This window comes from Pseudomonas sp. PME37.24/025 (assembly GCF_055556615.1).
This window is the reverse complement of the sequence record NZ_JBVHNK010000015.1, coordinates 150,615-162,795: the sequence shown is the minus strand read 5'-3', so window position 1 is coordinate 162,795 and position 12,181 is coordinate 150,615. Positions and strand designations below refer to the sequence as shown.

9 protein-coding genes and 1 tRNA gene are annotated in these 12,181 nt (G+C 59.8%); 5 read left to right on the top strand and 5 right to left on the bottom strand.

Annotated elements, in window-relative coordinates; all coding sequences use genetic code 11:
* Positions 1 to 90: 90 nt before the first annotated feature.
* A tRNA-Val gene (locus ACZ3HH_RS25335) sits at positions 91 to 166 on the bottom strand.
* A 160-nt stretch (positions 167 to 326) separates the two neighbouring features.
* Here ACZ3HH_RS25335 and rdgC point away from each other — a divergent pair.
* The 3 genes from rdgC (at position 327) to sugE (ending at position 2,792) form a co-directional block, all read left to right on the top strand.
* Entirely contained in the window at positions 327 to 1,247 is a 921-nt protein-coding gene (rdgC, locus tag ACZ3HH_RS25330) for a recombination-associated protein RdgC (protein ID WP_007898901.1), read from the top strand.
* Positions 1,248 to 1,392: 145 nt separating this feature from the next.
* Positions 1,393 to 2,358, top strand: a complete 966-nt coding sequence (locus ACZ3HH_RS25325; protein ID WP_465808744.1) for a bile acid:sodium symporter family protein — start codon at positions 1,393 to 1,395, stop codon at positions 2,356 to 2,358.
* A gap of 119 nt (positions 2,359 to 2,477) precedes the next feature.
* Positions 2,478 to 2,792, top strand: coding sequence for a quaternary ammonium compound efflux SMR transporter SugE (sugE, locus tag ACZ3HH_RS25320; RefSeq protein ID WP_402811266.1), 315 nt, complete (start codon positions 2,478 to 2,480; stop codon positions 2,790 to 2,792).
* A gap of 125 nt (positions 2,793 to 2,917) precedes the next feature.
* On the opposite strand, the gene ACZ3HH_RS25315 is transcribed toward sugE, so the two are convergent.
* The 4 genes from ACZ3HH_RS25315 to ACZ3HH_RS25300 all read right to left on the bottom strand — a co-directional run bounded on the left by ACZ3HH_RS25315 (position 2,918) and on the right by ACZ3HH_RS25300 (position 7,695).
* Positions 2,918 to 4,792 (bottom strand): MFS transporter, encoded by a 1,875-nt coding sequence (locus tag ACZ3HH_RS25315; protein WP_465808741.1) that lies wholly within the window; start codon positions 4,790 to 4,792, stop codon positions 2,918 to 2,920.
* A 98-nt stretch (positions 4,793 to 4,890) separates the two neighbouring features.
* Positions 4,891 to 6,042: a TDT family transporter gene (locus tag ACZ3HH_RS25310; protein ID WP_465808739.1), complete on the bottom strand. Its 1,152-nt coding sequence runs from the start codon at positions 6,040 to 6,042 to the stop codon at positions 4,891 to 4,893.
* A gap of 105 nt (positions 6,043 to 6,147) precedes the next feature.
* A complete protein-coding gene (locus ACZ3HH_RS25305; protein WP_465808737.1) occupies positions 6,148 to 6,459 on the bottom strand; it encodes a cupin domain-containing protein in 312 nt (103 codons plus the stop codon).
* Between the two features lie 42 nt (positions 6,460 to 6,501).
* The gene (locus tag ACZ3HH_RS25300; RefSeq protein ID WP_465808735.1) at positions 6,502 to 7,695 is read right to left on the bottom strand and encodes an MFS transporter; all 1,194 of its coding nucleotides are present in this window, start codon (positions 7,693 to 7,695) and stop codon (positions 6,502 to 6,504) included.
* A gap of 91 nt (positions 7,696 to 7,786) precedes the next feature.
* Here ACZ3HH_RS25300 and ACZ3HH_RS25295 point away from each other — a divergent pair, with 91 nt between their 5' ends.
* Together ACZ3HH_RS25295 and ACZ3HH_RS25290 are read left to right on the top strand one after the other, a co-directional pair.
* Positions 7,787 to 8,326, top strand: coding sequence for a TetR/AcrR family transcriptional regulator (locus tag ACZ3HH_RS25295; RefSeq protein WP_465808733.1), 540 nt, complete (start codon positions 7,787 to 7,789; stop codon positions 8,324 to 8,326).
* Positions 8,327 to 8,565: 239 nt separating this feature from the next.
* Positions 8,566 to 12,036: a hybrid sensor histidine kinase/response regulator gene (locus ACZ3HH_RS25290; RefSeq protein ID WP_465808731.1), complete on the top strand. Its 3,471-nt coding sequence runs from the start codon at positions 8,566 to 8,568 to the stop codon at positions 12,034 to 12,036.
* Positions 12,037 to 12,181 lie beyond the last annotated feature (145 nt).

The window sequence follows — 12,181 nt, the reverse complement described above, 5'->3', positions numbered from 1 at the left end:
CAGCGGACGGGACTCGAACCCGCGACCCCCGGCGTGACAGGCCGGTATTCTAACCGACTGAACTACCGCTGCGCGTAACACTAAAGCGAATGGTGGGTGATGACGGGATCGAACCGCCGACATTCTGCTTGTAAGGCAGACGCTCTCCCAGCTGAGCTAATCACCCTTCACTTTCGGTGTGGCGCGCATTCTACGGAGCGACCCAACCTCTGGCAAGCACTTTTTTAATTAATTTTCTCAGGCCTTCCAAAGGCTTAGAGAAGGGTTGGCCTATGGCACACGGAGGACAATAATGCCCCCCTTTGTATAAAGGAGAGACTCACCCCATGTGGTTCAAAAACCTGCTTATCTATCGCCTGACCCAAGATCTGCCTTTTGATGCCGAGGCGTTGGAAACTGCACTGGCCACCAAACTGGCGCGTCCATGTGCAAGCCAGGAGTTGACCACCTACGGTTTCGTCGCGCCATTCGGCAAGGGCGAAGACGCGCCGCTGGTGCACATCAGCGGCGACTTCCTGCTGATCGCCGCCCGTAAGGAAGAGCGCATTCTGCCGGGCAGCGTCGTACGCGACGCGGTGAAGGAAAAGGTCGAAGAGATCGAAGCCGAACAAATGCGCAAGGTCTACAAAAAGGAACGCGATCAGATCAAGGATGAAATCATCCAGGCCTTCCTGCCCCGCGCCTTTATTCGTCGCTCGTCGACCTTCGCCGCCATCGCGCCGAAACAGGGCCTGATCCTGGTTAACTCGGCAAGCCCGAAACGTGCCGAAGACCTGCTGTCTACCCTGCGCGAAGTGATCGGCTCGCTGCCGGTGCGTCCGCTGACGGTGAAGATGTCGCCGACCGCCACCATGACCGAATGGGTCACCACCCAGAAAGCCGCGGATGATTTCTTCGTGCTGGACGAGTGCGAACTGCGCGACACCCACGAAGACGGCGGCATCGTGCGCTGCAAGCGTCAGGACCTGACCAGCGAAGAAATCCAGCTACACCTGAGCACCGGCAAAGTGGTCACTCAATTGTCGTTGGCCTGGCAGGACAAACTGTCGTTCGTACTTGACGACAAAATGGTGGTCAAGCGCCTGAAGTTCGAAGACCTGCTGCAAGATCAGGCAGAACAGGACGGTGGCGACGAAGCCCTGGGCCAACTGGATGCCAGCTTCACCCTGATGATGCTGACCTTCGGCGACTTCCTGCCGGCGATGGTTGAAGCGTTGGGTGGTGAAGAGACTCCGCAAGGCATTTAAAGGCAAATGATTGTCCCTGTGGGAGCGAGCCTGCTCGCGATAGCGGAGTTTCAGTCAACATCATTGTTGAATGTCAGTCCCTCATCGCGAGCAGGCTCGCTCCCACATTGGTTTTGTGGTGCTACTTAATAACAAGGATCAGGCCATGCGCGCACTGGCTGCATTGAGTCGTTTTGTCGGCAACACCTTCGCCTACTGGGTACTGATTTTCGCCGTTGTGGCGTTTCTGCAGCCAGTCTGGTTCATCGGCTTGAAAGGCGCCATCGTGCCGCTGCTGGGGTTGGTGATGTTCGGCATGGGCCTGACCCTCAAGCTCGAAGACTTCGCCGAAGTCGCTCGTCATCCATGGCGTGTGGCTTTGGGCGTGGTCGCCCATTTCGTGATCATGCCCGGTGTGGCGTGGTTGCTCTGCCAGGTTTTCCACCTGCCGCCAGAGATCGCCGTCGGTGTGATTCTGGTCGGCTGCTGCCCAAGCGGCACCTCGTCGAACGTGATGACCTGGCTGGCGCGCGGCGATCTGGCGTTGTCGGTGGCCATTGCCGCCGTCACTACCCTCCTCGCTCCGCTGTTGACACCGGCGCTGATCTGGTTGCTGGCCTCGGCCTGGTTGCCGGTGTCGTTCATGGAGCTGTTCTGGTCGATCCTGCAAGTCGTGCTGCTGCCGATCGTACTCGGCGTAGTTGCCCAGCGCGTGCTCGGTGATCGGGTGCGTCACGCCGTAGACGTGTTGCCACTGGTGTCGGTGGTGAGCATCGTGCTCATCGTCACTGCCGTGGTGGCTGCCAGCCAGGCGAAGATTGCCGAATCCGGCCTGCTGATCATGGCCGTGGTGATGTTGCACAACAGCTTCGGCTACTTGCTGGGTTATTTCACCGGGCGCCTGTTCAACCTGCCGCTGGCCCAGCGCAAATCCCTGGCACTGGAAGTCGGCATGCAGAACTCCGGCCTGGGCGCGGCGCTGGCCAGTGCGCACTTCTCGCCGCTGGCGGCGGTGCCAAGCGCGTTGTTCAGCGTCTGGCACAACATTTCCGGGGCGCTGCTCTCGACGTATTTCCGTCGTATGAGCGAGAAAGAAGATCGGCAAGTCGCTGCTCAGCAGGCGGCCGATTAAGCCGCAAACTTGATCCTCGGATTAATGATGGGCACTCTATTACGCAACGCGGGGACGACCTCGCGGCTCGATCGAGTGATTATTCCGGGGACGACCCCATCCATTGATGGAGGTCTTTGATGTCCTGGATCATTCTGTTTTTCGCTGGCCTGTTCGAAGTCGGCTGGGCCGTCGGCCTGAAATACACCGACGGTTTCAGCCGCCCTCTTCCTACCGCACTGACCATTGCCGCCATGGCGATCAGCCTTGGCCTGCTGGGCCTTGCCATGAAGGAATTGCCACTGGGCACAGCCTATGCGATCTGGACTGGCGTGGGTGCGGTGGGCACGGTGATCGCCGGGATCATTTTATTTGGTGAATCCATGGCGCTGTTTCGGCTGGCCAGTGTGGCGTTGATCATTGCCGGGTTGATTGGGCTCAAGGTTAGCGCTTAGGCCTCTGAAGCCATCGCGGGCAAGCCCGGCGCCCACAGGGATTGATGGTGTGTCCACAATATGTGGCACAACACAGAACCTGTGGGAGCCGGGCTTGCCCGCGATGAGGCCCGCCCGATCACCGACTATCTAACGGCCCCACGCAATTCCCCCACCAACCCTTGCAATGTCGCCGGCTCAGCCACTTCAACGGCCACCGCCGGCCCCGCCACCAGGGTCACCCGCGACCACAGCCTGCGAAACACGCCCTTGTCCGGATCACGGCTGAAGAAACTCCCCCACAAACCCTGCAACGCCAGCGGAATCACCGGCACCGGCGTTTCTTCGAGAATCCGCGTCAGCCCGCCCTTGAATTCATTGATCTCGCCATCGGCGGTCAACTTGCCTTCAGGGAAAATGCACACCAACTCACCATCCTTCAGGTATTGGGCGATGCGGGTGAAGGCTTTTTCGTAAATCTGAATGTCTTCCTGACGCCCGGCAATCGGAATCGTCCCCGCCGTACGGAAGATGAAGTTCAGCACCGGCAAGTTGTAGATTTTGTAATACATCACAAAGCGAATCGGCCGACGCACTGCGCCGCCAATCAGCAACGCGTCGACGAACGACACATGATTGCAAACCAGCAGTGCTGCGCCTTCATCGGGAATCAGTTCCAGGTTGCGATGCTCGACGCGGTACATGGAATGGCCGAGCAGCCAGATCATGAAGCGCATGCTGAACTCGGGGACGATTTTGAAGATGTATGCATTGACGCCGATGTTCAGCAACGACACCACCAAAAACAGCTGCGGGATCGACAGCTTGGCGAGGCTCAGCAAGACGATCGATACAATCGCCGAGACCACCATGAACAGGGCGTTAAGAATGTTGTTGGCGGCAATCACCCGCGCACGCTCGTTCTCGACAGTGCGCGACTGGATCAGCGCATACAGCGGCACGATGTAGAAACCGCCGAAGATCCCAAGCCCCAGAATATCGATCAACACCAGCCAGGCGTGACCGAACCCAAGGACTTCGATCCAGCCATGGCCAGCAACGCTGTCTGGGATTCCGCCGGAATGCCACCACAACAGCAAGCCAAACACCGTCAGACCGAATGAACCGAACGGCACCAGACCGATCTCGACTTTGCGCCCGGAGAGCTTCTCGCAGAGCATCGAACCCAGTGCGATACCGACCGAGAACACCGTAAGAATCAGCGTCACCACGGTCTCGTCGCCGTGCATCCATTCCTTGGCATACGCCGGGATTTGCGTCAGATAAATCGCCCCGACAAACCAGAACCATGAGTTGCCGACGATCGAACGCGATACCGCGGGCGTTTGCCCAAGGCCCAGCTTCAAGGTGGCCCAGGATTGGCTGAAAATGTTCCAGTTCAAACGCATTTCCGGCGATGCCGCTGCGGCCCGGGGAATGCTGCGGCTGGCCAGGTAACCGAGCACCGCAATACCGATGATCGCCGTGGACACCACCGGCGCATAGTTGCTGGTGGACATCATGATCCCGGCACCAATCGTCCCGGCGAGAATCGCCAGGAAGGTACCCATTTCCACCAGACCGTTGCCGCCCACCAGCTCCTCTTCGCGCAAGGCCTGCGGCAGTATCGAGTACTTCACCGGCCCGAACAGCGCCGAATGGGTGCCCATGGCAAACAGCGCGACCAGCATCAGCGACAGGTGATCGAACATGAAACCGACCGCTCCCACCGTCATGATGACGATTTCCCCGAGCTTGATCAGACGGATCAGCGCGTCCTTGGCGAACTTTTCCCCGAATTGCCCGGCCAGCGCCGAGAACAGGAAAAACGGCAAGATAAACAGCAACGCACACAAGTTGACCCAGATCGAACGGTCACCCTCGATGGTCAGCCTGTACAAAATGGCAAGGATCAGCGATTGCTTGAAGATGTTGTCATTGAAGGCCCCGAGGGACTGCGTGACAAAAAACGGCAGGAAGCGCCGAGTGCGAAGCAAGGTGAACTGCGAGGGGTGACTCATCTTCCATGTGTCCCTGATGTTAGGTAGAGAGTGGCGTGGGTACTGTTATTGGAATGTCGAACGTCGATCCAGGCCACAGACTACCTAATCTTGGCAGGTTATTTCTTTAATCCTGCAATGCACGGCGAGACAAATAGCTCACCTCGCCACGCACCCTGCACCGTCCGTTTGGCGACAAGCAGCCACATCACCGCCAGCATTGCCACCAACACGCAACCAAAGACACTGAAAAACGTCAGGTTCAAGGTGCTGGCCAGTTTCAGCGTAGCCAGGGAATAAACACCCAGCGGGAAAGTGAAGCCCCACCAGCCGAGGTTGAACGGAATACCGGCGCGCAAGTAACGCACGGTGATCAACAGCGCTATCAGCATCCACCAGAGCCCGAAGCCCCACAGCGTGATGCCGGCCACCAAGCCAAGCCCCGCAGCAATTTCACCGATACCCGGCAAACCGTTGGCGGTGAAAATCGCCGGCGCGTCGGCGCCCAACAGCAACATGCCCAATGCGCCGGTACCGATGGGACCGAGGGCCAGCCAGCTCGAGGCAGCCATGTTTTCATGGGGCAATTTATGCAACGCCATGCGCAGCAACAGGATGGTCAGAATGCTGAACGCGACCGGTAGGGAAAAGGCCCAGAGCACGTAGCTGGTCACCAACACCACCAGTTGTGAATGAGCATCGGCCAAGTGCGGCGCCAGCAAGCCACCGCTGGCAGCCGCCACTTCCGCCGCCACCACTGGCAACAACCAGACGGCAGTCATCTGGTCGATGCTGTGCTCCTGACGGGTGAACATCATGTAGGGAATCAATACGCCGCAGGCCAGCGACATCGCTACGTCCAGCCACCACAGCACTTCGGCGAGATGAATCACACCGTCGCCCCAGCGCGGCAAACCGAACAACAGAAAGCCATTGATGATGGTCGCAAGGCCCATGGGAATGGTGCCGAAAAACATCGAAACCGTGGAATGGCCGAAAATCCGTCGCGCCTCGTCGAAGAACATGACCCAACGGGCGGCGTACATGGCCGTGAACACCACAAACAAAGCAATGTTGAATAGCCACAGTCCTTCGGCAAACGCATGCAGACCGGGATTCGACACCGGCAATTGCGCAAGCGCCAGCGCCAATACACCCGTGCCCATGGTCGCCGCGAACCAGTTGGGAGTGAATTGGCGGATGGCCTCTCGTGGGTGCTGCAAATGACTGAGTGGTTTGATACCGGGTTTAACGCTATGGGTGCAGGTCATGGTGAACTCCTGTCCTCTCGTGAGGTGGAGCTCATGGTAGATCCGAATCGAATATCGATATAACGGGTAATATCTCTAACCGTTATCTGCTTTACCGATATTGCATCAAATGCTGCCTTCGGTCTCGATCACCAATATCCTAGCCACACCCAGTGGATGAGCCACATGCTCGGTGCCCACCGAGGCATAAAAGATATCGCCGATCTCGAGTAGCGTTTCTTTTTCCAGGCCTTCTTCGCGATAACGCATCTGCACCTGCCCATCGAGCACCACGAACACTTCCTGACCGTCGTTGATGTGCCATTTATAGGGCTGATCGGTCCAGTGCAAACGGGTGGTGATGCCGTTCATGCTGGCGATATCCAGCGCCGCCCAGGCGCGGTCACCGGTGAAGGATTTGCTGCGGATGATCTTCATGGGTCGGTCCGTCGAAATGAATGACGGTGCCAAGGCTAACGGTCATCGAACATCGACGCCACAGGCTTTGACAGTCTGCTCACGCATCAACCCGACCAGCGCACCAAGCGACAGAATGATCAGCACCGCGCCATAACCATCGGTGGTTGCCACCAGCCCAAAGGTCCGCGTCAGACTGCCAGCCAGCAACGACGGCAAGCAGAAAGCCAGGTAACTGAGCACATAAAACGCCGACATCAAACCCGCCCGCTCATGAGGCAAAGCCAACGGAACGATGCTACGCAAGGCACCCAGGAAGCCCGCGCCAAAACCGCCGCCCGCCACCAGGGTGCCAAGGAAAAACAACGGCAGGCTGGCGCTGTGTACCGCCAGCAGAATCAGCGCAACGCCTGCAGGCAGCAGGCCGGCGCCCAACAGCAAGACTTTGTCGGCCGGCCGATTGCGCAAGGTGTAGATCATCAAGGCGCCGGTCACCGTCAACACGGCCACCGTCGCCCCGCCAATCAGATTCGACGTGGACCCGGTGGCGGTCCGCACCAGAGACGGCGCCAGGGAAGCGAAAAAACCACCAAGCGCCCACACCGCCAGATCTATCGGCATCACCCGCCACAGCATACGTCGCGCCTGAATCGGCACATGCAGGCTCGGGCGCAACGAGGCCCATGCGCCCGGTTGTCGGGTGACGCTTTCCGGCAGGCGCCAGACGTACAGCGCTTGCATCACAAACAGCGCGAACAGCACCCAATAGATCAATTGCAGCGGCAGCGGCGCGAACTCGACCAATAAACCGCAGCCCATGGCACCCAGCGCCATGCCCAACAACGGCGCAACACTGTTGACCATCGGCCCTTGCTGACGGTCGGTGTCCAGCAGCGCCGCACTTAAAACGGCGGTGGCCATGCCCGTGGCAAAACCCTGCAGGACCCGCGCACTGATCAGCCAGGCGACGCTGTCGGCGTTGATGAACAGCAACATCGCCAGCATGTTCAGCAATACGGCGGTGAAAATCACCGGTTTGCGCCCCAGATAGTCCGAAAGCGAACCGACCGTGAGCAACGCCGCCAGCAAGCTGAGGGCGTAGACGCCGAAAATCAGGGTCAGGGTCGCCGCCGAGAACTGCAGGTGTTCCTGATACAAGTGATACAACGGCGTTGGCGCGGTGGAAGCGGCGAGAAAACTGAGTAAGGTGATCGCCAGAAACCACAGGCTGGAACGGTTTGACGTTAGACGGGACATAAGCACACTCCGCAAAAGCTAACTTTTTGCTTTTGCGGAGTGTGCTACTGACAAACGCTTAAAGCAAATTCTTTGTGTTAAGGTCCGCCGTATGGCTATTAAAGAAGGTTTACGTCCTGGTGGCCGCAGCGCCAGGGTGCAAGAGTCGATTCATTCGGCAGTCCGCGCGCTCCTCGAAGAACAGGATCGCGCGAGCGTGACCGTGCCGCAAATCGCTGCCCGGGCCGGGGTGACGCCGTCGACCATTTACCGGCGCTGGGGTGATCTGTCGGCGCTACTGGCCGACGTCGCCCTCGCCCGCATGCGCCCCGACAGCGAACCGGCGAACACCGGCAGCCTGCGCGGTGACGTGCGGGCCTGGGCCGAGCAGTATCTGGACGAGATGAGTTCCGAGCCCGGGCGCAACATGATGCGCGACGTGCAATCCAGCGCCACACCCGGCTATTGCGTAACGATCATTGGCGGGCAGTTGCAGACGATTCTGAATCGCTATCCCGACCAGCCGCAGCCGAGTGTCGACCGGCTGATCAATATGGTGGTGGCGCCGACGGTGTTTCGCATCCTGTTTGCCGCTCAGGCGCTGGAGGTTGGAGAGTTGCATCGGTTGATCGATATTGCGTTGAGTCAGTAACGCCGCCTTCGCGAGCAAGCCCGCTTGTGTCTTGGGCAGGAATTAGACTGAGGGTGAGAGCGGTGAGTGGGAGCGGGCTTGCCCGCGAAGAGGCCCGAAAGCACACCAAAAATCCAACTGACTCCCAACCTGCGACACCCCACCACGCCACGACCTTGGTCGACACTGACTAACTCAAGCGGTCATGCGAGACTGTCCTGACCGGGCGGAGTCCCGGATGTCTTTTGTCTGGAGTTCCCATGTCGCTGTCCATCGGGCTGATCGCCACCGTCGCCCTGGCCTATATGGCCATCCTGTTCGCTATCGCCTTTTACGGTGATCGGCGCAGCGCGCCGTTGCCGCCACGGGTGCGTGCGTGGGTGTACAGCCTGTCGCTGGCCGTTTATTGCACCAGTTGGACATTCTTTGGTGCCGTGGGCCAGGCGGCCGAACAACTCTGGTCATTCCTGCCGATCTACCTCGGGCCGATCCTGCTGCTGGTGTGCGCGCCGTGGGTCCTGCAAAAAATGGTGATGATCAGCAAACAGGAGAACATCACCTCCATCGCTGACTTCATCGCCGCCCGCTACGGCAAATCCCAGTCGCTGGCGGTGGTGGTGGCGCTGATCTGTCTGGTCGGGGTGCTGCCGTACATCGCCTTGCAGCTCAAGGGCATCGTGCTCGGCGTGAACCTGCTGATCGGCGCCGGTGCCGACGCCATGGGCACGCGCGCGCAGGACACGGCGCTGATCGTCTCCTTGGTACTGGCGCTGTTCACCATCGTTTTCGGTACCCGCAACCTCGACGCCACGGAGCACCACCGCGGCATGGTGCTGGCGATTGCCTTTGAGTCGCTGGTCAAGCTGTTCGCTTTTCTCGCCGTCGGCGCGTTCGTGACCTACGGCCTGTACGACGGTTTCGACGACCTGTTCGACCAGGCCATGCTCGCCCCGCGCCTCGAAGCGTACTGGAAAGAAACCATCAACTGGCCGTCCATGGTGGTGCAAACCGGTGTGGCGATGATGGCAATCATCTGTCTGCCCCGGCAGTTCCATGTGACCGTGGTGGAAAACATCGAGCCCCAGGACCTGCGTTTGGCCAAGTGGGTGTTCCCGGCCTATCTGGCGCTGGCGGCATTGTTTGTCGTGCCAATCGCACTGGCCGGTCAGATGATGCTGCCCAGTTCGGTGCTGCCGGACTCATTCGTCATCAGCCTGCCCCTGGCCCAATCTCACCCTGCCCTGGCGATGCTGGCGTTTATCGGCGGCGCTTCCGCGGCGACCGGTATGGTGATCGTGGCCAGCGTGGCGCTGTCGACGATGCTTTCCAACGACATGTTGCTGCCGTGGTTGCTGCGGCGTAACAACGCCGAGCGGCCGTTCGAAGTGTTCCGCCAGTGGATGCTGTCGGTGCGTCGGGTGAGCATTGTGGTCATTCTGCTGTTGGCCTATGTCAGTTATCGACTGCTGGGTTCGACCGCAAGCCTGGCAACCATCGGCCAGATCGCCTTCGCTGCCGTAACCCAACTGGCCCCGGCCATGCTTGGCGCGCTGTACTGGAAACAGGCTAACCGCCGCGGGGTGTTTGCGGGGCTGGCCGCCGGGACGTTCCTCTGGTTCTACACCCTGGTGCTGCCGATCGCCGCCAACAGTCTCGGCTTGCCCCTGAGCAGTTTTCCGGGCCTGGCCTGGTTGCAAGGCAACCCGTTGAACCTGCCGATCACACCGCTGACTCAAGGCGTGGTGCTGTCCCTGGCGGGCAACTTCACCTTGTTCGCCTGGGTCTCGCTACTGTCACGCACGCGGGTTTCGGAGCATTGGCAGGCCGGCCGCTTCATCGGCCAGGAAATCAGCGCCCGCCCGAGCGCCCGTTCGATGCTGGCGGTACAGATCAACGACTTGCTGCAACTGGCCGCCCGTTTTGTCGGCGAAGAGCGGGCTCGTCAGAGTTTCATCCGTTTCGCCTACCGTCAGGGCAAAGGCTTCAACCCGAACCAGAATGCGGACGGGGAATGGATCGCCCATACCGAACGCTTGCTGGCCGGTGTACTCGGTGCATCTTCAACCCGGGCAGTGGTAAAAGCCGCCATCGAAGGTCGGGAAATGCAGCTCGAGGATGTCGTGCGGATCGCCGACGAAACTTCAGAAGTGCTGCAGTTCAACCGCGCCCTGCTGCAAGGCGCCATCGAGAACATCACCCAGGGCATCAGCGTGGTCGACCAGTCGCTGAAACTGGTGGCCTGGAACCGGCGCTACCTTGAGTTATTCAACTACCCCGACGGCTTGATCAGCGTTGGCCGGCCGATAGCCGACATCATTCGCTACAACGCCGAGCGCGGTCTGTGCGGCCCCGGCGAAGCGGAAGTGCACGTCGCCCGTCGTTTGCACTGGATGCGTCAGGGCCGGGCCCATACCTCCGAACGGTTGTTCCCCAATGGTCGAGTGATCGAACTGATCGGTAACCCGATGCCCGGCGGCGGTTTCGTCATGAGTTTCACCGACATCACCGCGTTCCGCGAGGCCGAGCAAGCGCTGACAGAAGCCAATGAAGGTCTCGAACAACGGGTCATCGAACGGACTCACGAGCTGTCGCAACTCAACGTTGCCCTGACCGAAGCCAAGGGCACTGCAGAATCAGCCAACCAGTCGAAAACCCGTTTCCTGGCAGCCGTCAGCCATGACTTGATGCAACCGCTAAATGCGGCGCGATTGTTCTCTGCCGCCCTCTCCCATCAGGAAGACAGTTTATCCAGTGAGGCGCAGAAACTGGTTCATCACCTGGACAGTTCACTGCGCTCGGCCGAGGACCTGATCAGCGACCTGCTGGACATTTCCCGCCTGGAAAACGGCAAGATCAACCCTGATCGCAAACCCTTCGAGCTCAATGAGTTGTTCCATACGCTGGGCGCCGAGTTCAAGGCACTGGCCCAGGAACAGGGACTTAAATTCCGCGTCAGGGGCAGCGCGTTACGGGTCGACAGCGACATCAAACTGCTTCGGCGGATTTTGCAGAACTTCCTGACCAATGCCTTCCGCTACGCCAAAGGGCCGGTGCTGCTCGGCGTCCGGCGGCGCAACGGCGAATTGTGCCTGGAGGTCTGGGACCGTGGACCGGGCATTCCGGAAGACAAACTGCAGGTGATTTTCGAAGAGTTCAAACGCCTCGACAGCCACCAGACCCGGGCCGAGAAAGGTCTGGGCCTGGGCCTGGCGATTGCCGATGGGCTGTGTCGTGTGCTGGGTCATACCTTGCGCGTGCGCTCCTGGCCGGGTCGCGGCAGCGTGTTCAGTGTCAGCGTACCGCTGGCTCGGGCACAGACCGCGGCGCCGGCCAAGGCTGCCGAACTCAATGGCCATTTGCTCAGCGGCGCGCAGGTGCTGTGTATCGATAACGAAGACAGCATTTTGATTGGCATGAACAGTTTGCTGACACGCTGGGGTTGCCAGGTCTGGACCGCGCGCAACCGTGATGAATGCGCGGCGTTGCTCGGTGATGGAATGCGTCCGCAATTGGCACTGGTGGATTACCACCTGGACGATGGCGAGACAGGGACCGAATTGATGGCGTGGTTGCGCACGCAACTGGGCGAACCGGTGCCGGGGGTGGTGATCAGTGCCGATGGACGGCCGGAGACGGTTGCCCAAGTGCATGCCGCGGGCCTGGATTACCTGGCCAAACCGGTGAAACCGGCGGCGTTGCGGGCGTTGTTGAGTCGGCATTTGCCGTTGTAATAAATGCGTCTGGCTAGCCCAGAACCTGTGGCGAGGGAGCTTGCTCCCGCTCGACTGCGAAGCAGTCGCAAAACACGCAACGCGGATTGCCTTACGGGAAACGGGGGCTGCTGCGCAGCCCAACGGGAGCAAGCTCCCTCGCCAC

Bases quoted from the DNA above. Each gene is read 5' to 3' on its own strand.
- rdgC (WP_007898901.1), top strand. From the start codon at position 327: ATGTGGTTCAAAAACCTGCTTATCTATCGCCTGACCCAAGATCTGCCT.
- ACZ3HH_RS25325 (WP_465808744.1), top strand. From the start codon at position 1,393: ATGCGCGCACTGGCTGCATTGAGTCGTTTTGTCGGCAACACCTTCGCC.
- sugE (WP_402811266.1), top strand. From the start codon at position 2,478: ATGTCCTGGATCATTCTGTTTTTCGCTGGCCTGTTCGAAGTCGGCTGG.
- ACZ3HH_RS25315 (WP_465808741.1), bottom strand. From the start codon at position 4,792: ATGAGTCACCCCTCGCAGTTCACCTTGCTTCGCACTCGGCGCTTCCTG.
- ACZ3HH_RS25310 (WP_465808739.1), bottom strand. From the start codon at position 6,042: ATGACCTGCACCCATAGCGTTAAACCCGGTATCAAACCACTCAGTCAT.
- ACZ3HH_RS25305 (WP_465808737.1), bottom strand. From the start codon at position 6,459: ATGAAGATCATCCGCAGCAAATCCTTCACCGGTGACCGCGCCTGGGCG.
- ACZ3HH_RS25300 (WP_465808735.1), bottom strand. From the start codon at position 7,695: ATGTCCCGTCTAACGTCAAACCGTTCCAGCCTGTGGTTTCTGGCGATC.
- ACZ3HH_RS25295 (WP_465808733.1), top strand. From the start codon at position 7,787: ATGGCTATTAAAGAAGGTTTACGTCCTGGTGGCCGCAGCGCCAGGGTG.
- ACZ3HH_RS25290 (WP_465808731.1), top strand. From the start codon at position 8,566: ATGTCGCTGTCCATCGGGCTGATCGCCACCGTCGCCCTGGCCTATATG.